This is a genomic window from Cohnella panacarvi Gsoil 349, from assembly GCF_000515335.1.
Lineage (GTDB): Bacteria > Bacillota > Bacilli > Paenibacillales > Paenibacillaceae > Cohnella > Cohnella panacarvi.
Genome location: NZ_KI911563.1, coordinates 1,507,821 through 1,531,893 on the forward strand (window position 1 = coordinate 1,507,821; position 24,073 = coordinate 1,531,893).

Here is a 24,073-nt window from a genome sequence, read left to right on the forward strand (position 1 = left end):
CTCTCCCCGGTTTCTACTCATCTAGCGGCAGCCAAGGAGAAGACTCCCCGACGTAATACACCTTCAGCACGTGCAATGCGCGCGTGCACACCGTATACAGCAGCTTGCGGTCCTGCTCCCTGCCGTAACGATCGGCGCTTGCATCCCATACGAGCACCGCGTCGAATTCGATTCCCTTGGCTAAGTAGGACGGAATAACCGACACGCCTCTCGGAAGCTCCGCCGATACGCCGGTCACGTGCGTAATCGCGATTTCTCCGGTGAGCCTCTCGCTTAGCAACGCGTAGGCGTCGCCGCTTTCCTTCGAAGTCTTCGCGATTACCCCGATCGTGCCGTAGCCCCGCGCCGTTAGTATCCCGATCGCCGCCGCGACGCGCTCTCCGATCTGCGCGACGTCTCTGCAGGGGACGACCGCAGGCGCTTCTCCCGCGCGCTCGAACGGCCTAATGCTTGCCGCATCCTCCGGTAATAGAATCTTCTTCGTAAATTCCACGATCGGTTTCGTGGAGCGGTAACTCGTCGTGAGCTTCCATACCGCCGTATATTCAGGCGCCATAAGGCGCGTCCAACCGCCGAAGCCTCCGCTTTGCTGCGATTGCAAATAGATCGCTTGATTGAAATCGCCTAACACCGTCATGCGTGCACGCGGATACCGGCGGCGCAAGTAAGCCGCCTGGAACGGCGAGTAATCCTGCGCTTCGTCTACGAACACATGAGAGATATCCCCCTCGACGCGGCGGAAGCCTTCGAGCGCTTCGGCCACGTACATGAGCGGAGTCGCGTCCTCATGGTCGATCGTTTTCCGGCCCAACGTCTCCTCCGCGCGCAAAGCCATCCAATCCCACCCGGCCGGCAGCAAGCCGTCCGGCGCGCAGGCCGTGAACAAAGACCGGCTGTAGAACAGCTCATGATAGGTCGCGACGGGATCGATGAACCGGTAGCTCCGTACCGCTTTGATCAGCGGCGCGATCGCATCCTCGGCCGCACGCCTGCGGATTCGGATGCTCATCTGCTCCTCGTCGTCGAACGCGTCGTCATGGAAACCGCCGCTTCTCCGCACGTCGACGAACGCTCGCTGCACGTCCTCGGTCTCCGCGAGCTCCGCCGCTTCTTCCAGCCAGGGTTCGTCCAGTTGCGATTCGATCCATGCTTTGAGCCGCTCGTTCAACCATCTTCGCAAGCCTGCGGCGCGGGTGCCGAACCCGTCGGCCTCTTGGATGGCGTAGAAGCGCTCGGCCATCTCCTCGGCCGAAGCGATCGTCATATTGCGGAACCGAAGCGGTCGGAATTTGACGCCTTCCGTCTGCAGCCGCTTCAAATAATTTTCCACGGTCGTGAAATAATGCTCCGAACCCTTATACCTTACCGCACGTTCCCTCGCTTCGCCGCCCTCCGTTCCCGCCATCGAAGCGAGCGCCTCGGTCTGCGAGAACAGGTCCTCGACTTCGAACCTCCGGCCCAGCCTCGCTTCGACCAGCTCGCGGAACGTCATCTGCAGCATGTTCGCTTCTCCGAGATCCGGCAGTACGCGCGACACGTAACCCTTGAATACCGGGTTAGGGGAGAACAGGATGATCTGATCCGGCTTTAGCGTGTCGCGGAACCGGTACAGCAAATAAGCGATCCGCTGCAGCGCCGCCGAAGTCTTCCCGCTTCCCGCCGCGCCTTGCACGATGAGCATCCGGTGCTTCTCGTCGCGGATGATCCGGTTCTGCTCCTTCTGGATCGTCGCCACGATGCTTTTCATAGACGTATCCGAGCCTTCGGACAGCACCGCCTGCAGAATCTCGTCGCCGACCGTCTCCGACGTATCGAACATATGCTTCATCTGCCCGGCGCGAATGACGAACTGGCGCTTCAGCTTCAGCTCGCCTTCCATGATGCCGTCCGGTATCGCGTAAGCGGCCGGCCCCGGCTCGTGATCGTAGAACAAGCTCGAGATCGGCGCGCGCCAATCGTATACCCAGAACGTGTCCCCGTCTTCCCCGACAAGAGACGCCCTTCCTATGTAGATCACTTCGTCCGGGCCGCCCCGCTCCGCGAAATCGATCCGCGCGAAATACGGCGAATCGAACTGCTTCGTCAACCGCTCGACCGCTTCCGACGCGACGCGGTGGCTGCGCTCGCGCTCCGCGAGAAGCTCCGCCTGCTGCATGATGCTGCGCCACGTTTCCTCCACTTCCGTGGAATCGGTGAAGCTCATCCGCACGTCGTCCCAGAACTCTTGGCGGATGCCGACGACGTCGTCGCGCCGTTCCCCGAGGAGCGCCATCTCCTTGCGCAGCCTGCGGCTTACTTGCTCCAGCGTGTCGCGAAGCCTCTGCTCTTCCTCTTCGCGAGGCGCCATCTGCTCTGCCACTTGAACGTCCACTCCTTACCGATAACATTGTAATCTCTGTTGTAACATGCGCGGATACCGAGTGCAACCTAATCCGTCACGCCGCGTTATATTAGGGGTAAGCAGAACGAACGCCCCCCCAATCAGCCGGTTAGGCATGCGGAGGCGCTTCTTATTTTACATCGTTCGGAGGAATTACCCTTGATCATCGCCGCATACTTTATCGTGCTCAATCTGATCGGCTTCGCTTCCATGCGCCGCGACAAGACGCTGGCCCGCCGCCGCGCCCGTCGCACCCCCGAGAATACGCTGATGTTCATCGCCTTTGCCGGAGGCGCGCTCGGTTCCTGGATCGGCATGTACGCGTTCCGCCACAAAACGAAGCATCGCGGCTTCACGATCGGCGTGCCGTTATTGCTGGCATGGAACGTGTTCGGCTTTATATGGTTGATGGGATGGTTTCCTTTGTTATCATACCATGAGAACACATGATCGCCTATCGCATAAAGGATCGGATTCATCACATTTGTCATTGCTCTCTTCGGAAAACCTGTAGTCATACAGTTACTCGACATCGGAAATAGCGTCGTCTTTGTCCCATAACTCCACTGATCATGATCTTCGGAAAACCTGTAATCATACAGTTACTCGCCAGCGCATGGGTAGTTACGAAAAAACACCTGCAAAAGTGCAGTGTTGGGAGCGGCTATTCGGCCATTGGAAGATTTATTGTTCGTTTACCTGTATTGTCGCAGGTGTTCATGCATTTACGATCTATTTGTTCGGGACTAACTGCATCATTGCAGACAATCAAACTCGCAACTTCCCGCGCCCCCATCTCTGCCCGCTCTTCCGATCCAGATCGCCTCCGCGGCCTCCACCTCGCCAATCTTCCGACTCAGCCGGGTGTTCACAGCACTCGGTCTTTCTATTGCCTTATTAACATAAGCAACTCAAATATGACAATCGCATTCCCCCTTCTTCCTATCCTAATTAACTTTCCCCCTGTACCTGTCACGCTCCAGCCGCTTCCCTCATATACATAAGGTGGTGAAATCTATCGCGATCGACAGGGGGCTTGACCAAGCATGTCGCACGAACAGGAGCAACAACAATTGGAAGAAGCGATATCGGCGATTACCGAGATTGCCGAGCGCTTTCATCTCGATTTTTTCCCTATGCGTTACGAAATTTGCCCTTCGGACATCATTTACACGTTCGGCGCGTACGGGATGCCCACTCGGTTCTCGCACTGGAGCTTCGGCAAAACCTTCAATAAGATGAAAATGCAATACGACCTCGGTCTCAGCAAAATTTACGAGCTCGTCATCAATTCCAATCCCTGCTACGCCTTCCTCCTCGACGGCAACTCGCTCGTGCAGAACAAGCTGATCGTCGCCCACGTACTCGCGCACTGCGACTTCTTCAAGAACAATGCCCGCTTCTCCATCTCCAACCGCAACATGGTCGAGAGCATGTCGGCAGCCGCCGAACGAATTAACGGATACGAGATCGAATACGGCGCCGCCGAAGTCGAGCGTTTCCTCGACGCGGTCATGGCCGTGCAGGAGCACGTCGACCCGAGCATTCACAAGCCTTACGGACTCGACAAGAAAAAATATACGGAAATCCAGACCAAGCGCTTGAAAGAGGAACGAGGCGCCCGGCAGATCGACCCAAGATACGCGGATTTGTGGGAGTTAGAGGAATCGGAGGCGCGTGCGGCCAAGCAGGCCGACGGCGCATCGGAATCGCGCAAGTTCCCGCCTCGGCCGGAGAAGGACATCGTCTGGTTCATTCAAGAGTTCTCGCCGGAGCTCGAAGACTGGCAGCGCGATATCATGAGCATCATTCGGGAGGAGATGCTCTACTTCTGGCCGCAGATCGAGACGAAGATCATGAACGAAGGTTGGGCTTCCTACTGGCATCAGAAAATCATGCGGGAGCTCCCGCTGACGAGCGAGGAGACGATCGAATACGCCAAGCTCAATTCCGCCGTCGTCCAGCCTTCGCGCCATTCGCTTAACCCGTACTATCTCGGGCTGAAAATTTTCGAGGACATCGAGCGCAAGTACGGACACGAGAAAATATTCGAGGTGCGCGAGCTGGATTCGGACATCTCGTTCCTGCGCAACTACCTTACCAAGGAGCTTGTCGAGGAGCTTGACCTGTATATTTTCGAGAAGAAAGGCCCGGAATGGCAGATTACCGATAAAACGTGGGAAAATATCCGCGACCAGCTCGCGTTCTCCCGCGTGAACGGAGGCTTCCCGTTCTTGGAAGTGACCGACGGCGACTATCAACGCAATGGCGAGCTGTTCATCGTGCACCGGTTCGAGGGAGTCGAGCTCGATTTGAAATACGTTGAGCGAACGTTGCCTTATCTCGTAACGTTATGGGGTAAACCGGTTCATCTGGAGACGATCGTCGACGAGAAAAAAGTGCTGTTCAGCTGCGATGGCAAGAAGACTTCGAGGAAGAACGCGTAGGGTGCGGATGGGGTGTAAAAAGGCGGAGCATGCGGGGAAATCCCGATGCTTTGCCTTTTTGTGTTGAAATAACTGCGGATCGATAGTTATTATTACCGATCTCGTCCATTCCGTAGAAATAACAACCAATCGATAGTTATTTCCGTCCATTCCGGTCGTGCGAAGCCATTATCGCAAAAATAAATGCATAATGTTGTTATTTCTCGCGCCTCCACAACTACAGCCCAAAACAACTGCAATTTGTTGTTATTTTGCTACCAGCCTCCATTCGTGCCAATAGCTATCTCACCCCTATGACTAACTCCTGCCAAACCTGTATACCCTACCCTCAGAACGAAAGGAGTGTTCGCATGACCGCACCAACTAATCCGCAACGCCCGACTTCATTCCCTCCGCAGCATCAGGATCGTCAGCCCGGCATCGAGAAGGACATGAATCCGCTGCCCGAAGCGCAATCGCCGATCTATCGCCCCGCTGGCAAGCTCAAGGATAAAGTCGCGATCATTACCGGCGGAGACAGCGGAATCGGACGGGCCGTCTCGATTCTGTACGCCAAGGAAGGCGCGAAAGTCGCCATCGTCTACTTGAACGAAGAAGTCGACGCTCAAGAGACGAAGAAACTCGTCGAAGCCGCCGGCGGCCGAATTCTGCTGATATCCGGCGATATCGGCGACCAAGGATTCTGCAACTACGCGATAGACCAAGTGATCAAAACGTTCGGACGCCTGGACGTCGTCGTCAACAACGCAGCCGAGCAGCATCCCCAGGACAAGCTTGAACAGATTACCCCCCAACAGCTAGAGCGCACGTTCAAAACAAACGTATTCGGCATGTTCTACCTTACGCAAGCCGCGCTGCCTCACCTGTCCGCCCGCGCGACGATCATCAACACGGCTTCGATCACCGCATACAAAGGTAACCCGACGTTGCTCGATTACTCGGCAACCAAAGGCGCGATCGTCGCTTTCACCCGCTCGCTCGCGCTTAACGTCATCGGCCAAGGCATCCGAGTCAACGCCGTAGCCCCGGGTCCGATCTGGACGCCGCTGATTCCCTCGACGTTCGGCGCCGAGCAAGTCGCCAAGTTCGGCTCGGACACGCCGATGACGAGAGCCGGCCAGCCTTCCGAGCTTGCCCCGGCGTACGTCTACTTGGCAAGCGAGGATTCTTCTTACGTAGCCGGTCAAGTGCTGCACGTCAACGGCGGCGAAATCGTAAACGGGTGAGCCGCAATGGCTCACCCCAGAATGTTTAGTATCTGAACGTAATCAACCCGTGTAATGTATCGGCATAGCGTTATTTAGGGTATAAAAATCAAGCGTTGAGGTTCATTCGGCACTGGGTATCCCCACCTTTTAAGTAAGAATTTCTTTAAGCATATTCTCTGCCTTATCCATTTCACCAAGCATTGGATTCATATAGTCACTATACGATTCCAAATATGCCCTTGCTGAACCACTGATTTTAAACATGTCTCTTGTCAGTTCTTCGCGATTACTGCTCTCCAAGATATCATTAGCATGTTGATAACGTGAAATAATCATTTCGAGCATGGGTGTAGGTTGTGTTATATACTGCTCCTTTAATAGAGCTAATACCTTTCTTAATTGTAGATGTAACCTATCATGCTTTTCATTATTTGACATACCCTTCTCCTCCTTATCTGCTTGGGACTTCCCTAATTTCTTTTATCCATTCATTCGGCCAATTTTGCGGCAGCAAAATTTGATCCCCTCCTCCTTTAAGAACCGTCCCTGTCTGTGTCATTTGTTGCTCTACTTTACCGATATTTAATTCTGTACCTTTGGGTATTTCAATAACTGCCTCATACTGTCTACTATTTTTCCATTCCGGCAAAAGAGCAGAGTCTATTTTACTGCCTATTCTGTTTGCAGCAGGTACCGTAGTAGCGAAAGCCCCACCTTCTCCTGCCTTACCACCGAAAGTACGGTATAACGTTATACTTTCATTTGTGATGACTGTTCGATATAGGCCATCAGTATATGTTTCTTTAAGCCATGTTGGTAGTTCCACTTGTTCCTTAATTGTTACTTTGTTATCAATTGCTGTAGCATATTTAGGGTTAATCTCAGGTACACCTTTACCCTTCCTCTCAAGAACCTCTTTCTTCACTATTTCCGTAAGTAGTTCCTTCTCTTTTCTTAAATACTCATCGAAATTTGAAGACTCTCGGGCGGTTTTACTTTTCTCATTATTCTCAAGTACATGCTTTCTGATATCCGCATTAGGTCTATTGATCGAAGGAGGCTTTACACTTTGTTCTTTCGGCAAATGTAACGGTATTCCCTCAAATTCCAGTTTGCCTTGGGTGCTCGGCTTCCAATTGCCCCCCGGAACCCTGCCTCTCAAGGCTCCCGGTACGATCCGTACGCCCGCAGCTTCTTGGACAATCTTCGATCCCTTGGCCAGCTTGCCGATCTTATCGACGCCTTTCGTTCCGACGGCTGCCAGGGCGACTTCACCGATCATCCGTCCGATCCATTTGCCGCGACTCTGAGCGTCTCCGTTCACGACGTCGTTGTTCCACGATTCGGATACCGCGGTCCATATTCCAACGGCCACGTCCAAGGGGTGCGTCACGACATACACGAGTCCTTGAATCGTCTGAATCGGATGGGCAATCATGTTAAAGATGCCCTCGACGGTACCGATCACCGCTTCCGCTACCCCTTCCACGAACCCTGTTACTCCGTCCGTCGCCGCGTTGATGGCGCCTCCGATCTTATCCCATATCGACTTTTTCTTCTTTTTCTCGAACGGATGATCTCTAGCTTTATCGTCTGCTCGTATGTATGCGTCCATTCCGTATTCAATAAAATTATACAACGCTTGAACCCGGGTTTGTATATCACTGAGTTTTGACCCGGCTTGACTCATCCGCGAGTCGATGCTCCGCCTCCTGGTAATTTCGCTGTCCAATCTACGGCGTAACGAGGAGAGTTCGTCTCTCTCGTCGCCGAGCCTGCCGATCATTCTCTTGAACGCTTTGTTCTCGGCCCGCACGTCGTTCACATGAATTTTAATCTGCGACAGCACAATTTCCCCCTCTCGGTCTGCTCGAATCCGGAGCGCTTCACTCTCGCTACTAGTATATGGAAAACTATCCACGCCTGAAATAGAATTGCCGCGAAATGTCAGCAAACGACCTCGAAATGGTATTAGACGCTCGAACAAGGCGAATTCGCGTCGCGAAATGTCTATTTCCGGCCTCGAAAAGGTCTTGACAAATAACAAAGGCTGCCTATTAAGCAGCTTCCAATATGGCCCATATGAAGAGCGGCAAACCTTACAAAGTCAATGGATGGGCCAATCCGAGTAAACACAAAAAGAAAGACTGCCGAGATTTTCTCGGTAGTCAGAATGTTTAGTATTTGAACGTAATCAACCCGTGTAATGTATCGGCATGAATGATGGATTCATTCGGTACTGAGCGGCCCCACCTTTTAATTAAAAATTTCTTTAAGCATTTTCTCTGCCATATCCATTATAAATTATCGATCCCTTCCTGAAACATATCTATAACATAATCGTCAAACGTTTCATACCTCACAGACAATTTCTTCCCGCCTCTGTCCCAAGTATAAACTTTTTCGTCACCAATATCGGCTGAATACATACACCTTATAAATTCCCCCGAATCTTCAATCACAATAAGGCCATCACTTAACCCCAATCTTCTCCATCTTTCTGTTGCCTTTACTACTGAAGCACCAAGTTTACCCTGAACCCCTAAGATTTCAACACCACATATCCCGCCAGAACCATAATTTATTACATACCCCCGATACTTTTGAGGGAATTTTAATCCAAGCGCTTTTTCGGCACTCTGAATTTCTTCCTCAGATACCTCTCCAAAGAAGTCTTTCTCTTGGGAATACTCCTCAATCATTTTACTTATTGTTTCGTTCATGCATATTCGCCCCTTTCCCATTATTCATTTGCACGCATTTTCCAGTAATTGCTCCTAAAATTATTATACTGTTTTTCAAGATCAGGATCATTTCTAAAACTATTGCCGTCTTCTACCAATCCATGTAAAGCGGAACTATATTTATCATGCGTTGTTTCGGCAATTTCCACCATTCCGCCAGGCTCTCTTTGAATCAAATGGTGTAATTCTACTCTGCTCTCTTCGCCATCCTTAATAACATAAGGAGCTCTCCCTTTTTCCATGAGTTCTTTATTGCTCATTCCAGCCGCACTCGGATCTTTTGGATTATAATTTTTATCAATCTCGATTTGGTAAACCCTTCTTGACACATCTACTTCTTTACCTGCTACTTTAACAGCGCCTTTTACTTCAACGGCAGTGTATTTATCGGGCAACCACTCAAGATCAATCTTCTCAGAAGATAGTTTTGCGGCTTTTAATTTGGTAGCAGTTTCACCCGTCCCCTCAAGAACCTTCTTCTTCTCTATTTCCGTAAGCAGTTCCTTCTCTTTTCTTAAATACTCATCGAATTTTGAAGATTCTCGGGCGGTTTTACTTCTCTCAATATTCTGAAGTACACGCTTCTTAATCTCCTCATCAGGGTTGTTGGACCTAGGGGGCTTTACTTTCTCTTCTCTCGGCAAATGTAACGAGGTTCCCTCAACTTCCGGTTTCCCTGGGGAACCCGTTTGCCATTTCCCACCCGGAAGCCTGCTTCTCAGGGCATCAGGTACGATCCGTACGCCCGCGGCTTCTTGGACAATCTTCGATCCCTTGACCAGCTTGCCGATCTTATCGACGCCTTTCGTTCCGACGGCTGCGAGCGCGACTTCGCCGATCATCCGTCCGAACCATTTGCCGCGACTCTGAGCGTCTCCGTTCACGACGTCGTTGTTCCACGATTCGGATACCGCGGTCCATATTCCAACGGCCACGTCCACGGGGTGCGTCACGACATACACGAGTCCTTGAATCGTCTGAATCGGATGGGCAATCATGTTAAAGATGCCCTCGACGGTACCGATCACCGCTTCCGCTACCCCTTCCACGAACCCTGTTACTCCGTCCGTCGCCGCGTTGATGGCGCCTCCGATCTTATCCCATATCGACTTTTTCTTCTTTTTCTCGAACGGGTGATCTCTTGCTATATCGTCCGCTTGTATGTAGGCATCCATTCCGTATTCAATAAAATGATACAACGCTTGAAGCCGGGTTTGTACGTCATTGAGTTTTGACCCTGCTTGACTCATCCGCGAGTCGATGTTCCGCCTCCGGGTAATATCGCCGTCCAATCTACGGCGTATCGAAGATAGCTCATCTCTCTCGTCGCCGATCCTCCCGATCATTCTTTTGAACGCCTTGTTCTCGGCCCGCACATCGTTCACGTGTATCTTAATCTGAGACATCCCGAACCCCTCCTTCCGGTATACTCGAATCCAGAGTGCCGATCTCTTATTCTAGTATATGGAAATCCATCCACCTGCGAAATGGGATTGCCGCGAAATGTCAATAAACGACCTCGAAATGGTATAAGAAGCACGAACAAGACGAATTCGCGTCGCGAAATGTCTATTTCCGGCCTCGAAAAGGTCTTGACAAATAACAAAGGCTGTCTTCCAAGTCCGATAGACTTGAAAAGACAGCCTCCATCATTACCACATGTAAAACCGTTACGATTCCCGCTCCAGCCTCAGCAATCGCTCCCGATGACTGGGTATCCCCCACCAAAACCACATAAATTATTTCAGTTTTTCAATTATCCCGCTTACCCCATGCACAATCACACTACTAAGTACATCAGTATAATTTTTATAATCATCTGACTTGGCTATTATGGTATCAAAAACATCTTTCAGCTTGCCATCAATTATTAGTGTAAGCCCTTCTACCTGCTCCTCACTTCCCTGTTTACCGAACATATCCTTCATTATCGTAAAGGTGTCTGAATTATTCATTTTACTCTCCTTATAAAAATTGATTTGTACCTTGGATTATCCAGTAACGATAGACCTCAGGAATGACACCAATAAATTGCCCGTACTTCCCATGCCACCCATCCGGTACATATAGTTCAAAGGATGCAGGCTCAGGATAGTAGGATGTCAATTCCTTTTCATCAAAGTCCACGTATAGGGAAGGTAACATATCTGAAATATGACTATACGTCCTCTGCTCTAACATCTCCCTTAATTCTTCTGTTCTAACCTCGAAGTCACTAAGCTGTAGAAGGAAGTCCTCCGCCGTTTCGTCGCTTACAACTGCAATATTAAATCTGTCAGAGAAATCATCAGGATTAGGAATGTCAAATCCTTTCTCAAGATATGAAGAAATTAGTTTTTTCAAATCTAAAAACCATATCTCCTTATCTGCAACAAACCATCTGAAATGGTTCTTATTTTTAACAAGAACTATTATAGTCTCAGCATACTTCGGCTTCTGATGCACTTTACCTCCTCCTCAGCATTCAAGTCCCTCAATATTCCTATTTTTTAATTTTACCATACTCTTCAAGCCACTGAATCCAAGGGGCAGGGAATTCATATGATGTGCCCGGTGTGCTCGGGTCAACCACTTTTGGTGCTGCCCCCCCTTGATTAAGAGGATTTGAATTGTACTTATACTGTGGAATTGCATTTTCTTTCACAAAATCATCAAACCAATTCGGTACTTCAACTTCAACGATTTCTGCACCGTTACCCCTTTTTTGCTGAAAATACTCGGCATGCTCCCTAGTTCCTGCACTTACATTCAAATTCGCATCTTTGTTCGGTATTACCATTTTTCCATTTGCATCAACCTGTATTCTGACTTGGCTAGCATTTGGCATTTCGCCACCTTGAACCCTATAGTACGAAACAGTTTCACCCGTCCCCTCAAGAACCTTCTTCTTCTCTATTTCCGTAAGCAGTTCCTTCTCTTTTCTTAAATACTCATCGAATTTTGAAGATTCTCGGGCGGTTTTACTTCTCTCAATATTCTGAAGTACACGCTTCTTAATCTCCTCATCAGGGTTGTTGGACCTAGGGGGCTTTACTTTCTCTTCTCTCGGCAAATGTAACGAGGTTCCCTCAACTTCCGGTTTCCCTGGGGAACCCGTTTGCCATTTCCCACCCGGAAGCCTGCTTCTCAGGGCATCAGGTACGATCCGTACGCCCGCGGCTTCTTGGACAATCTTCGATCCCTTGGCCAGCTTGCCGATCTTATCGACGCCTTTCGTTCCGACGGCTGCGAGCGCGACTTCGCCGATCATCCGCCCGAACCATTTGCCGCGGCTCTGAGCGTCTCCGTTGACGACGTCGTTGTTCCACGATTCGGATACGGCGGTCCAAATGCCAACGGCCACGTCCACGGGATGCGTCACGACATACACGAGTCCTTGAATCGTCTGAATCGGATGGGCAATCATGTTAAAGATGCCCTCGACGGTACCGATCACCGCGTCCGCTACGCCTTCCACGAACCCCGCTACGCCGTCCGCCGCCGCGTTGATGGCGCCACCGATTTTATCCCATATCGATTTTTTCTTCTTTTTCTCGAACGGGTGATCTCTTGCTATATCGTCCGCTTGTATGTAGGCATCCATTCCGTATTCAATAAAATGATACAACGCTTGAAGCCGGGTTTGTACGTCATTGAGTTTTGACCCTGCTTGACTCATCCGCGAGTCGATGTTCCGCCTCCGGGTAATATCGCCGTCCAATCTACGGCGTATCGAAGATAGCTCATCTCTCTCGTCGCCGATCCTCCCGATCATTCTTTTGAACGCCTTGTTCTCGGCCCGCACATCGTTCACGTGTATCTTAATCTGAGACATCCCGAACCCCTCCTTCCGGTATACTCGAATCCAGAGTGCCGATCTCTTATTCTAGTATATGGAAATCCATCCACCTGCGAAATGGGATTGCCGCGAAATGTCAATAAACGACCTCGAAATGGTATAAGAAGCACGAACACGGCAAAATCGCGTCGCGAAATGTCTGTTTTCGGCTTCGAAAAGTACTTGACAAATAGCAAAAGCTGCCTATTAAGCAGCTTCCAACATTGCCCAAATGAAGAGCGGCAAACCTTACAAAATCAATGGATGGGCCTATCCGAGTAAACACAAAAAGAAAGACTGCCGAGATTTTCTCGGCAGTCTTGGGTGAGCCGCATCGGCTCACCCGTTTCGTTGCGCACTCGTTATCCGTGCGCTTCCTTCAACTGTACCGTCGTAAAGTCCGTTCGATAATAACGTATCATCACCGCAAGTCCGAGAACGACCAAATAGGAGTAGAGCGCGTACCATGCCCCCATGCTTCCCCATTCGAACACGCTGACGAACAAATACGTAACGGGAACGAACATGAACAAACTGAGGATTAACGACGCTCGCATCAGGAACGTCGTGTCCCCGATTCCTCTCAAGCCGCCGGCATAGAAGTTATAGAATCCGTCGAAGATTTGCAAGTAGGCCGACGCCCGGATCAGCTCTGCCGCCAATTCGTATACTTCGGGATCTTGACTGTACAATCTCGCGATCGATTCCGCCCATATCAGCTCCGCCGTTCCGAGTAGGAACAGGAAGATCGCGCCGAGCACAGCCGTATGCGTGCCCATGATTTTCGCCAGCTTCGGATTACCTTGGCCGAGCTGTTGGCCGATCAGAATCGTCGCGGTCGAGCCGAACGCGAACGCAGGCATGAACCCGAAGGACATGACGTTAAGCGCGATCTCGTTCGCTGCCGTGGCCACTTCGCCGAGCGTCAATACGAATATCGTGAAGATGTACATGGATATGCTCATGGAAAATTCTTGCAGACCCAACTTGCCGCTCTCCTGAGAAATCAAGCGGAGTTCCTTCCAATCCGGCTGCGGTATGCTGCGCGTCCGGAACTTACGGTTCATCGGCCCCCAGAATACGATGAGACAGATTGCCAATTGAACCGCCTCGCCGATGAGAAGCGCGTATCCGGCCCCGACGAGTCCGAGGTTCGGCAATCCCCAATGACCGTAAGTCATTCCATAGGTTAACCCCACCATCAGCGCGTTCGACAGGATCGAGACGATCATCGACGTTCTCGTATCCCCGACGCCTCTGAAAAACCCATGGAACACGAAGCTGATAATGCCGAACGCCATCGCATAGAACCTCAGCTCCACGTACTCGGTGCCTTCGGCAAGGAAATTAGGCGATGCGCCCGTCAGCTTCAGTACGGTATCGCTAGCCAGCCAGCCGGCAAGCGTAATCAATACGCCAACCCCGACACTGACCACGAGCGCCAAGTACGTTCGTTGCATCCCTTTGCGCATCTCTCCCGCGCCGAAATTTTGCGCGACCAAGTAGTTGACGGAATGTCCGATTCCGGAGAAAATGGCGAATACGTTGTACATGATAATATTCGTAACGCCTACGATCGCAATGGCCAGAAAGCCTAAGTCGCCGACGATAATCAGATTAATCGATCCCGTAACCGTCTGCGTCGCGAACGAGAATAGCGATGGAAGCGCCAGCCATAGTATCGCGTACCAGGTTTTGAATAGTTTCATCTTGTTGTATGTTCCTCCGCGAAGTTGATTCCCTCATTCTCGCAAGGCAACGGCCGTTCTGTCAATGCGGCTTCGAGGCTATGTTGTATCCAATATTGTCCTGCTCTAGCCTAACTTTACCGCCTCGACCCGGATTCTTCTATATCCCGCCGTCCATTGCCCGGCTTTATAAGCAACAGGGTTAAGCCGTTCGCAGGCTTCCTCGAACCACGCTTCCGATTCCGCAGCCGAAGCATTCGGCACCATCGCGTGTCCGAACATCCGCAGCCAGCCCATCATTCCTTGCTCCCCATCCTCCAGCGGTGTCGGCCGGTCGAACAGCATTGCCTTCCGCACCTCGAAGCCTTCTTGTTCCAGCACAGACGCATATTCCCCCAACTTCGGAAAATACCACGGCATGACGAACGCATCCATACGCCCTTGCGCTTCCAACGTCTCTCGCATCGCCCGAACGATATCGCGTACGTTGCCGTACCCGCCGAACTCCGCGACGAACCTGCCGCCGATTCTGAGGCTGCTTGCTATCGTCGTCGCAACAGCTCTTGCATCTTTCATCCAATGCAGCGCCGCGTTGCTGAACGCCGCATCGAATAGCCGTGGCGAACGCCATGTCGTGCCATCCCCGCATTCGAAACCGATATTCGGATATTTCACCCGCGCCCGTTCGACCATTTCCGGGGAAATATCAACGCCGAGCACCTCGGCTCCGCTCTCCGCGATCCGGGCCGCAAGATCCCCCGTACCGCAGCCGAAGTCTATCATGCTTTCGCCAGCCTGCGGTCGCAGCCACTCAAGCAAGCTTAATCCGTATTCGGAAACAAACCCCATCGAACCGTCGTATTTTGCTGCTTCCCAGTGAACTTTCTGCTCCATAACTGTTCATCTCCAATCGGTAAAATTATGCTAATCCCGTTATATCACCAATACATTTATTGTTGAAATATATTAAATCTATATACGCAATAGTTTTTGTCTATAAAATGATATAAAAACAACCAAGCCTTTCAGCTTGGTTGCCAGCCGTTACTTGTTCCAGAACAACGACGGTTTCGGGACTGTCTTGTATGTAGGTTGTTCCTCTTTGACTAAGTGCTCCACCTTGCTGATATTCGCTTCGGAGACGGTAGCGAACTTGCTGTCTTTGCTGTGCGGCGATTCGAAATAAACCTTGCGGGCTTTCTTGTCGAACTCTTTCACATGGTTCAAGTTCACCAGATTCGTCCGGTCTAACCGTTCGAATCCTTGATCTTTCAGTATGACTAGAAGCTCTTCCAGAGTGGTGGGATAGTAATACAGTTCGTCCTTCGTATGAAACTCCGGACCGTCAGCCGTCGGTTTGATCGCGATGATTTCGTCGACTGTAACTACACAGGGATTTCCTTCGCGATCCAACAATCGGATGTGTTCTGTCATATATTACCCCCCTATTTCTTACTTTGTAGTTCGGATGGAACTTTGGGACGATGAATGATCCATGCACATGCCGTACTTACAAACATAACTGCAGTCACCGCTAGTAGTTTAGAGATGACCGAAACCAATACTTTACCTGGATTTTTCATTGTTTCTCACCTCCTGGTAAAAGGTACTAGTGTAACCGCTTGTATTGTAAATGCGATGGTAACAATAGACGAAAGAAACATGAAGTTTATTGCCACAAGTAACACACTAGCCAGTTTGAATAGGAGAAAGTACTTTTCAGGTAAACGGATATGTTCCCTAATATCAGAAGGAGCAAATATACATACGATAATGAGACTTATGCAATTAAGAACCATCAGTGTCATATCGTCGAAATTAAGTAAAGGGATCACGATGAATATTCCTGCAGAGGAAAGAAAGCAAAGGAGTGCACTATTAAAATGATGGCCGCCAGACACAAACCGTAATCCCATGAATGAAATGACAGCAATCACTGTCTCCCAAGGTTTACCTAGAAATACACCGACTATAAAGGCTGTTATAATAGCCAAAGTATTCTGGAGAAGACCTTGAAGTGCAAAACTCATAACTTCAACGCTTGTAGTCTGTTCGGGGTTTACTTGTTTCATTTTCAAAGCCAGACGATTAGAAAGGGCTTCAATCAATGACCTCATCCTTTCTTAAAGAAAGGTAGAACAATGAAATAAGAATGATCAATAGGATTGAAGCTATCAACAGATATGGAGGATTTTCAAGTTCAATCATAATTATACTCGATACGACCGTGATGATAAACGCTAATATAACAAAACTAATGTATATAACATTTTTCCCAACAAACGTTTTTTTCGAAAATCGACTTCTAGCTTCTATGAAACTAAATCCACCCTTTAAATAATAAATTACATAGCTGGATAATAGCAGGATGCAACTCGAAATGAATTGAAGTACATCACCTTCATACGTTGCAGGTTTCAAGTCCCCTTGTAAAAATTGAATATGTCTTGCAACTGCAACAATACAGGTTTGGGCCACTCCAAGCACGATGTACCCCACGAAGTACATTAATAAAGCATTGAAAATAGTTACTTTCATTACCATACGTATATATAAAAGAACAATGATAAATTGAACCAAAGGCAATACTCCGTTTAAATCGGAACTCGTAAAAGAATATGAAACGAAAGAGAGCAATAAAGCAATCATGCCGATTTGAGTAATGTTCTCTTTAATAGAGAAACGGAATTGAACAAAAATAAACACAAATAACGATAAATATTCCAAAAAAGAAAAAGTGATATATTCAAGCAAACTCATGGGTGTATCTCCCTTTTAAAGACCTATCATTAGTTTTATCATGTCTATTTTACCATAAATCACTTAAATTTTATTAAAACTTATCGATTATTCTACTATATATCTATAGTATATAAGTAATAAATTCAAATCCACAGTCAGCATTTTCCTAACCATGATTACATAAACTCGCTCGGAAGCGATCCGTTCTACGCAAGCGGTTTACGTCGACGACATTCAACATATGTTCACGTCCGACCGCGGGCAGCCGCACGATTTCCTGAACCATGTGCTAGTCATCCATTCGATGGCGCAAATGGGCAAGTACGATCAGTTGCGATCCTACACCGCAAATCTCGTACAAGAGACTCGCGAGATAACGCGAATGACGACTTTCACGGTTCGACTGCCTTGCGAGGAAAGCCGAAGCTTTGAACACCTGCTTAGTTTTTCGAAGAATTAGAGCTGCAGCACGAACGATTTGTCTTCGCGGGCGTTATATTAGTGAGCTTACTTGAGCCCGCATCATAAGGAGACGGTTTATATGGATACTCTACTTGACGCCTTAAGACTGCACGTTCTCTTTTCATTACCGCAAACGTTCGTTGTTTTGTTATTCGTATTCTCGCTCTTGCGTCCGCAACCGAATAAGTTAATCGCGAGACTAGTCTTCTTGACGGTTGCCCATTCTCTATATACCGATATTATGCTCTTCTATATCCCCCCTCTTCTTAAAATCATCAATAATTTGTTCGCGATGATCCTGCTTATTATTCTGATATTCAAGGATCTATCTCTGCGCACGAGGTTGTTCTTATTCATCGGAAGCACCCTCCTCAGTATGTTGATGGATATCATCATCACCACCATCGCAACCGCAATAGGCGTAGAAGAAATCGAATCCTTGCTTCGTCAGAATTTGTCTATACTCATTTCTATACTTTATCCCATCCTCACTATAATTCTTATCTTAGCTTGGTTCGTGAGAAAGAGATTTTCTCTCTCTACTTTTAAATGGTTAACCATCGGCTTCAATCAAAACAAGACGCTGCTCAAAATCATCGCGCTCATCGTGATCCAGCTTGTCTCTCTAGGAACCATTTACACCGTAAAGTTCGCATCCGACGCCAACAATCAATTGGTTACGACGATCCTTATCTACTTCACCATTATCGTCAGCCTAACCGCGCTCGTCTTCATGCTCCGCATGTTGACGCAGACGCGCGCGGACGCGATCCGTTCGACCCAGGAAGTGTATTTGGACGACATTAACAACATGTTCGCGTCCGTACGAGGTCAACGCCATGATTTCTTGAATCATGTACAGGTCATCCACGCGATGGCGCAAATGGGCAAATTCGAACAGTTGCAGACGTATACGGCGACGCTTGTCCAAGAAACCAGCGAAGTCAACGATATTATGAACCACACCGTTCCCGCTCTTGCCGCTTTCGCCAAGGCGAAGACGACGATGGCGCTCGGATACGGCATCGCATTCACCTGCGATCTGCCGAGGAAGTGGGACGTGCCGGATACCGCGATCAATATGCTCGACATGATCAAAATCATTGGAAATCTCGTGGATAACGGATTCGATGCGACGATGATGATGCCGGCAGGAAAGCGATCCGTTCACGTATCGATCTTCTACGATAATAACGAGGTACGGATCACGATAACGAACAGCGGCCCGCCTATCGACGACGAGACGCGCAGCCGTATTTTCCAAGCCGGTTACAGCACCAAAGGCGAAGGACACTCCGGTCTCGGGCTTGCGATCGTGCAGGAGAGAGTCCGTCATTATCGCGGGCAGCTTGACGTCCGATCCGATCCGGATAACGGTACGACCGCCTTCGAGGTCCGCCTTCCTTTCGCCGAACGAATGGCGATCTAACCTGCAATTCCCTCCGATGCCAAAATGTTTGCCTTTACGTAAACCCTATCTCTCTTGGAAACTAAGATAAGCTAGCTACTTAGTAGATTCGCAGCTTTCGCGGGACGACGCGGGGCTGCGAGAACCGAAGGAGAGATTGCGTTGAAACACGTCGCCCTCAGAGCCATCCTCATCGCGCTGATCGTAACCGCAACCATCTACGTCATCTTGCCGCCTCCAAGCCATGCGGAAAAATCCGTTCAGGTCACCTACAACGGCGGTCGCATCGATTTCTCCGAAAGCCCTTTCATAAGCAACGGCAATACCTACATACAAGTACGTCCTTTCGCCCAGACGCTAGGCTTCCGCATCGATTGGCTGGATCGTACCCGCCTTAGCCTGACGAAGCCGGGTACGACGATCGTGATGGAAGTCGGTCGTACGACAGCCGCCGTGAACGGAGTGAAGACCACGATCTCTCCCGTTCCGAAGAAGGTCGGCCCGACTTTATTCGTTCCGTTGCGCGCAATCGCGGAGAAGATGAATTTCGCCGTATCTTGGGAGCAAGCCGTGAATACGGTCAGCATCACGAACCGGACGCCGCCTAACGCTCCGCCGAGCACACCGGCAGCCCGATCTTATAAAGTGATCGCCTATTACCCGTCATGGGGACTTTACTTGCAAGAGCCGCTGTCCGAACAGCCGGTATCGCAACTGACGCACGTCAACTACGCTTTCGCCAACGTGAGCGACGGCCAAGTCGTTCTCGGAGATCCGGACGCCGATCTTCAGAATTTCAAGCATCTGAGGCAGCTTAAAGCCGCGAATCCGAAGCTTCGCGCCCTGATCAGCGTAGGAGGCTGGACTTGGTCGGGACAGTTCTCCGACGCGGCGCTGACTAGCGCGTCCAGGCAGACATTCGCGGCAAGCGCCGTCGCGTTCATGAAGCAACACGGCTTCGACGGCGTTGATATCGATTGGGAGTATCCCGTTCAGGGAGGACTTGCCGGCAACAAGGAACGTCCCGAGGACAAGCGCAACTTTACGCTGCTGCTGCAAGAGATCCGTCAACAGCTGGATTCCGCGGAGAAGAACGACGGCCGCGATTACTTGCTGACGATCGCCGGAGGCGCATTCCCCGGTTTCTTGAACAACGTCGAAATTTCGTCTATCGCGGCTGCCGTCGATTGGATCAACCTTATGACTTACGACTACCATGGACCTTGGGACGATTCGAGCAATCATAACGCTCCTCTATACGCGGATAGCCAAGACCCGAGCCGCGCGAACAAGAGCAACAACATCGACGCGGTCGTGGATCAATATTTGAAGAACGGCGTACCCGCGGGCAAACTCGTGCTCGGCGTGCCGTTCTACGGACGAAGCTGGACTTCTTGCGGCGCCGATAACCAAGGGCTCTATCAAGACTGCGACGGACCGACGCGCAAGATGTACAGCTACGAACAAATCATGGAGCAAGGCTGGATCAACGCGAACGGTTTCGTGCGCTACTGGAACAGCGAAGCGAAAGTGCCCTATCTGTACAAAAAAACGACCGGCACCTTCGTCTCCTACGAAGATGCCGAATCGATCGGATACAAGACGAGCTATGTGAAATCCCGCGGTTTAGGCGGCGCGATGATCTGGGAGATCACGCAAGACGACGAAAGCGATACGCTTCTGAACAAACTCGCGGGCGATTTGAACCGATCGTAACGAGTCTGCCTGATCGCCAGTCTACCGGTTCAGCAAGCTGCCCACGTACCGCATCAGTTCGTTGGAGCAAACCGGACAGTAACCGTGCTCGTCGATCAGCCGCTTGGATACCTCGTTAATCCGCTTCAGTTGGTTCTCGTCCGGCGTCTTCGTCGAAGTCGTGATTTTCACGATATCCTTCAAGTCGGTGAACAGCTTCTTCTCGATCGCCTCTCGCAGGCGGTCATGCGTGCTGTAGTCGAACTTCTTGCCTTTGCGGGAATAGGCGGAGATCCGGATTAGAATCTCTTCGCGGAACGCCTTCTTGGCGTTCTCCGAGATGCCGATCTGCTCCTCGATCGAGCGCATGAGCCTCTCGTCCGGATCCATCTCCTCGCCGGTCAGCGGGTCCTTGATCTTCGACCAGTTGCAGTACGATTCGATGTTGTCGAGGTAGTTCTCGAACAGCGTGCGAGCAGACTCCTCGAACGAGTAGACGAACGCCTTCTGCACTTCCTTCTTGGCGAGATTGTCGTACTCCTTGCGTGCGACGGAGATGAAATTGAGATACTTCTCCCGTTCATCCTTCGTAATCGACGGGTGCTGGTCGAGTCCGTCCTTCATCGCCCGCAGCACGTCAAGCGCATTGATGCATGGCAGATCGTGCTTGATCAAAGCGCTGGAAATCCGGTTGATGACGTAGCGAGGGTCGATTCCGGACATCCCTTCGTCGGAGTACTCGTTCTGCATCTCCTTCAAATCCGCCTCTTTGTAGCCTTCCACTTCTTCCCCGTCGTACATCCGCATTTTTTTGACGAGATCCATTCCCTGCTTTTTCGATTCCTTGAGCCTCGAGAGAATGGAAAAGATCGCGGCGGATCGCAGCGCGTGAGGGGCGATGTGAATATGTCTCATGTCCGATTGCGCGATCAGCTTGGCGTATATTTTCTCTTCCGCCGACACTTTAAGGTTGTACGGAATGGGCATGACGATCATCCGCGACTGAAGCGCTTCGTTCTTCTTGTTGGCGATGAACGCTTTGTATTCCGATTCGTTCGTGTGCGCGACGATGAGTTCGTCGGCGCTGATCAGCGCGAACCGGCCCGCCTTGAAGTTGCCCTCTTGCGTAAGGGACAGCAAATTCCATAGAAATTTCTCGTCGCACTTGAGCATCTCCTGGAATTCCATCAGCCCGCGGTTCGCTTTGTTCAATTCCCCGTCGAAACGGTACGCCCGAGGGTCCGATTCCGAACCGTATTCGGTAATCGTCGAGAAGTCGATGCTCCCCGTCAAATCCGCGATATCCTGCGACTTCGGATCGGACGGGCTGAACGTGCCGATGCCGACCCGGTTTTCCTCCGAGATCAATACCCGCTCCACGTCTACGCGCTCGATTTCGCCCTCGTATTCGGTTCTGAGACGCATCTGGCAAGAAGGGCACAAGTTGCCTTCGATGCGCACGCCCAGCTCCCGCTCCACATCGTCCCGCAGCTCGGAAGGAATGAGATGCAGCGGGTCCTCGTGCATCGGGCAGCCTTTAATCGCGTACACGGCTCCGCGGTCCGTTCGGGAGTAGCTCTCCAGTCCTTTCTTGAGCAGCGTCACGATCGTCGACTTCCCTCCGCTCACCGGGCCCATGAGAAGCAATATCCGTTTGCGAACGTCGAGCCTGCGCGCCGAGGAATGGAAATACTCCTCCACGAGCTTCTCCATTGTCCGGTCCAAGCCGAAGATCTCCGATTCGAAAAACTTATATCTTTTGTTCCCGCCCTTCTCCTCTACCCCTTGGGAGACGATCATGTCGTATACCCTAGCGTGAGCGGTCATCGCGGGCGTGCTATCGCGCCGCAGCAGCTCGATATAATCCCGGAACGTCCCCGACCAGTTCAGCTTCTCACTCTCGGCCCGATACTCCGCAATCCGCTTGAAGATGTCCATGCCGCTTCCTCCTCGCTCTCTTTCTCTACTCGTCACCCGAACGTATTACATACCTATGCGGCAAGGCGGACGAATTTGACCTGACATTGTGAGGACACGACATCAATTCCTAGAGAACGACTTGTCTTTCGGAAAGCCGGCGTATGTTATAATGGCGATATTCTTGCGCATCGAGGGTGAGTTAGTTCGAGCCCGACGAAGATCCCATTGTTACGAGGGTGAGTTAGTTCGAGCCCGACGAAGATCCCATTGTTACGAGGGTGAGTTAGTTCGAGCCCGACGAAGATCCCATTGTTACGAGGGTGAGTTAGTTCGAGCCCGACGAAGATCCCATTGTTACGAGGGTGAGTTAGTTCGAGCCCGACGAAGATCCCATTGTTACGAGGAGGTGCTTGACTTGGCCGTCAAGCATGAGACCGAGCTCTATCCGCCGATCAAGGCTTTTTTCTCCGGACGCGGATTCGAAGTCAAAGCAGAAGTCAGAGACTGCGATCTGGTCGCCTACCATCCCGGGCAACAAGATCCGACGATCGTCGAGATGAAGCGGATTTTTACGCTGCCGCTATTGCTTCAAGGCATAGATAGACAAAAAACCGGCGCTGCCGTATGGCTCGCCGTCGAGCGGAACCGAACGAAGAAAGGCGCGCATAACCAGCGGTTCGGAGAGATTACGACCCTATGCCGCAGGCTTCAGCTAGGTTTCATAACCGTTACGTTCTACAAAACGAAAGCGCCCGTCATCGAAGTGTGGTGCGAACCCGGCACTCCGTATGCATCCGAGCGAATTCGCATCCAGAACCCGGCAAGCGAAACCGCCGCCGAGTCGAAGGAAGCCTACGCGCTGGCCGCGGCCGCCGGCGGACGCAGGAAAGGAGCGGCTCGGCTGCTCAAGGAGTTCTCCGCCAGAAGCGGCGATTACAACGTCGGAGGCAGCACGAAGCGCAAGCTCGTGACCGCATATCGCGAGCGGGCGATCCAATGCGCGATGGCGCTGGCCGTCCACGGTCCTTCGGCGCCGAAGCAAGTGAAGGCGTGGACCGGTTGCCCGGACGCCGGCCCCATGCTGCGCACGAACTATTACGGATGGTTCAGAAGGCTTGGCGTAGGCCGATACGAGCTATCCCCAGCGGGGCACGAAGCGTTAAAGCAATACGCCGAGGTCGTAGCGGCGTGGTCAAGCAAATTCGCGTGGACGACCGCGACGGAGACGGCGGCGGCGGATGCGAACGGAGGCGTTCAAAATGAGTGAAGCGGAACTCGGTCCGATCGAACAATACGAGACATTACCGGCGGAAGTCACCATCGATCATTCGCCGTATTGGCTCGTGCGGTGCGGGGACGGCGAATATCGGCTCCTCAGCGGATTATGCCCCCACGCGGGAGGAGAAGTCCGGCCGATGAACGACGTGCTCTTCTGCCCGCTACACTTCTGGACGTTCGACGCGAAGACCGGCGCATGCTTGAATATGCCGGACGAACGGCTGATGCAACGTCAGGTTGTCGTTCGTGACGGCAGGCTGTACGCCGTAGGAGCGGACGAGTAA

23 protein-coding genes are annotated in these 24,073 nt (G+C 51.0%); 8 read left to right on the forward strand and 15 right to left on the reverse strand.

All coding sequences use genetic code 11. The annotated features are described in order from the left end of the window. Positions 1-13: 13 nt before the first annotated feature. Positions 14-2,359 carry an RNA polymerase recycling motor HelD gene (gene helD / locus COHPA_RS0107295; RefSeq protein WP_027085538.1) on the reverse strand — a complete coding sequence of 782 codons (2,346 nt, stop codon included), beginning with the start codon at positions 2,357-2,359 and terminating at the stop codon, positions 14-16. A gap of 180 nt (positions 2,360-2,539) precedes the next feature. On the opposite strand from helD, the gene COHPA_RS0107300 reads away from it, so the two are divergent. The 3 genes from COHPA_RS0107300 (at position 2,540) to COHPA_RS0107310 (ending at position 6,053) form a co-directional block, all read left to right on the forward strand. Then, complete coding sequence (locus tag COHPA_RS0107300) at positions 2,540-2,830, forward strand: DUF1294 domain-containing protein (RefSeq protein WP_027085539.1); 291 nt, start codon at positions 2,540-2,542, stop codon at positions 2,828-2,830. A gap of 596 nt (positions 2,831-3,426) precedes the next feature. After that, positions 3,427-4,827, forward strand: coding sequence for a SpoVR family protein (locus COHPA_RS0107305; protein ID WP_027085540.1), 1,401 nt, complete (start codon positions 3,427-3,429; stop codon positions 4,825-4,827). Positions 4,828-5,177: 350 nt separating this feature from the next. Continuing rightward, the gene (locus COHPA_RS0107310) at positions 5,178-6,053 is read left to right on the forward strand and encodes an SDR family oxidoreductase (RefSeq protein WP_027085541.1); all 876 of its coding nucleotides are present in this window, start codon (positions 5,178-5,180) and stop codon (positions 6,051-6,053) included. 129 nt (positions 6,054-6,182) lie between these two features. On the opposite strand, the gene COHPA_RS0107315 is transcribed toward COHPA_RS0107310, so the two are convergent. The 13 genes from COHPA_RS0107315 to COHPA_RS0107370 form a co-directional block, all read right to left on the reverse strand. Then, a complete protein-coding gene (locus COHPA_RS0107315; protein ID WP_027085542.1) occupies positions 6,183-6,473 on the reverse strand; it encodes a hypothetical protein in 291 nt (96 codons plus the stop codon). A 13-nt stretch (positions 6,474-6,486) separates the two neighbouring features. Continuing rightward, positions 6,487-7,884 (reverse strand): hypothetical protein, encoded by a 1,398-nt coding sequence (locus tag COHPA_RS26060; RefSeq protein ID WP_027085543.1) that lies wholly within the window; start codon positions 7,882-7,884, stop codon positions 6,487-6,489. A gap of 448 nt (positions 7,885-8,332) precedes the next feature. After that, a complete protein-coding gene (locus COHPA_RS0107325) occupies positions 8,333-8,758 on the reverse strand; it encodes an SMI1/KNR4 family protein (RefSeq protein WP_035120279.1) in 426 nt (141 codons plus the stop codon). A gap of 20 nt (positions 8,759-8,778) precedes the next feature. Then, the gene (locus COHPA_RS26065) at positions 8,779-10,185 is read right to left on the reverse strand and encodes an HNH/ENDO VII family nuclease (protein ID WP_027085545.1); all 1,407 of its coding nucleotides are present in this window, start codon (positions 10,183-10,185) and stop codon (positions 8,779-8,781) included. Between the two features lie 333 nt (positions 10,186-10,518). Next, positions 10,519-10,734 carry a hypothetical protein gene (locus COHPA_RS0107335; protein WP_027085546.1) on the reverse strand — a complete coding sequence of 72 codons (216 nt, stop codon included), beginning with the start codon at positions 10,732-10,734 and terminating at the stop codon, positions 10,519-10,521. Positions 10,735-10,744: 10 nt separating this feature from the next. Next, the gene (locus COHPA_RS0107340; RefSeq protein ID WP_027085547.1) at positions 10,745-11,224 is read right to left on the reverse strand and encodes a hypothetical protein; all 480 of its coding nucleotides are present in this window, start codon (positions 11,222-11,224) and stop codon (positions 10,745-10,747) included. A 37-nt stretch (positions 11,225-11,261) separates the two neighbouring features. Continuing rightward, on the reverse strand, positions 11,262-12,593 hold the full coding sequence (locus tag COHPA_RS26070) for a hypothetical protein (protein ID WP_027085548.1): 1,332 nt from the start codon (positions 12,591-12,593) through the stop codon (positions 11,262-11,264). A gap of 365 nt (positions 12,594-12,958) precedes the next feature. Then, on the reverse strand, positions 12,959-14,305 hold the full coding sequence (locus COHPA_RS0107350; protein ID WP_027085549.1) for an MATE family efflux transporter: 1,347 nt from the start codon (positions 14,303-14,305) through the stop codon (positions 12,959-12,961). A gap of 105 nt (positions 14,306-14,410) precedes the next feature. Further along, a complete protein-coding gene (locus COHPA_RS0107355; RefSeq protein WP_027085550.1) occupies positions 14,411-15,178 on the reverse strand; it encodes a class I SAM-dependent methyltransferase in 768 nt (255 codons plus the stop codon). 150 nt (positions 15,179-15,328) lie between these two features. After that, on the reverse strand, positions 15,329-15,718 hold the full coding sequence (locus COHPA_RS24275; RefSeq protein WP_027085551.1) for a LytTR family DNA-binding domain-containing protein: 390 nt from the start codon (positions 15,716-15,718) through the stop codon (positions 15,329-15,331). A gap of 11 nt (positions 15,719-15,729) precedes the next feature. Further along, the gene (locus COHPA_RS26435) at positions 15,730-15,867 is read right to left on the reverse strand and encodes a cyclic lactone autoinducer peptide (RefSeq protein WP_084760447.1); all 138 of its coding nucleotides are present in this window, start codon (positions 15,865-15,867) and stop codon (positions 15,730-15,732) included. A gap of 6 nt (positions 15,868-15,873) precedes the next feature. Continuing rightward, entirely contained in the window at positions 15,874-16,392 is a 519-nt protein-coding gene (locus COHPA_RS0107365; protein ID WP_027085552.1) for an accessory gene regulator ArgB-like protein, read from the reverse strand. Next, positions 16,385-17,044 carry a hypothetical protein gene (locus COHPA_RS0107370; protein WP_027085553.1) on the reverse strand — a complete coding sequence of 220 codons (660 nt, stop codon included), beginning with the start codon at positions 17,042-17,044 and terminating at the stop codon, positions 16,385-16,387. The genes COHPA_RS0107365 and COHPA_RS0107370 overlap by 8 nt, the downstream gene beginning before the upstream one ends. A gap of 214 nt (positions 17,045-17,258) precedes the next feature. Between COHPA_RS0107370 and COHPA_RS26440 the strand changes: the two genes are divergently transcribed. The 3 genes from COHPA_RS26440 to COHPA_RS23140 all read left to right on the forward strand — a co-directional run bounded on the left by COHPA_RS26440 (position 17,259) and on the right by COHPA_RS23140 (position 20,612). Next, positions 17,259-17,486: a Spo0B domain-containing protein gene (locus tag COHPA_RS26440; protein ID WP_425393703.1), complete on the forward strand. Its 228-nt coding sequence runs from the start codon at positions 17,259-17,261 to the stop codon at positions 17,484-17,486. 519 nt (positions 17,487-18,005) lie between these two features. Continuing rightward, a complete protein-coding gene (locus COHPA_RS0107375) occupies positions 18,006-18,917 on the forward strand; it encodes a sensor histidine kinase (protein ID WP_169733251.1) in 912 nt (303 codons plus the stop codon). A 141-nt stretch (positions 18,918-19,058) separates the two neighbouring features. After that, entirely contained in the window at positions 19,059-20,612 is a 1,554-nt protein-coding gene (locus COHPA_RS23140) for a glycosyl hydrolase family 18 protein (protein WP_027085555.1), read from the forward strand. Between the two features lie 21 nt (positions 20,613-20,633). Here COHPA_RS23140 and COHPA_RS0107385 read toward each other — a convergent pair whose 3' ends face one another. Further along, complete coding sequence (locus tag COHPA_RS0107385; protein ID WP_027085556.1) at positions 20,634-22,529, reverse strand: PrkA family serine protein kinase; 1,896 nt, start codon at positions 22,527-22,529, stop codon at positions 20,634-20,636. 397 nt (positions 22,530-22,926) lie between these two features. Between COHPA_RS0107385 and COHPA_RS0107390 the strand changes: the two genes are divergently transcribed. Further along, positions 22,927-23,778 (forward strand): DUF2161 domain-containing phosphodiesterase, encoded by an 852-nt coding sequence (locus COHPA_RS0107390; RefSeq protein ID WP_027085557.1) that lies wholly within the window; start codon positions 22,927-22,929, stop codon positions 23,776-23,778. Continuing rightward, on the forward strand, positions 23,771-24,073 hold the full coding sequence (locus COHPA_RS0107395) for a Rieske (2Fe-2S) protein (RefSeq protein WP_027085558.1): 303 nt from the start codon (positions 23,771-23,773) through the stop codon (positions 24,071-24,073). Before COHPA_RS0107390 ends, COHPA_RS0107395 begins: the two co-directional genes overlap by 8 nt.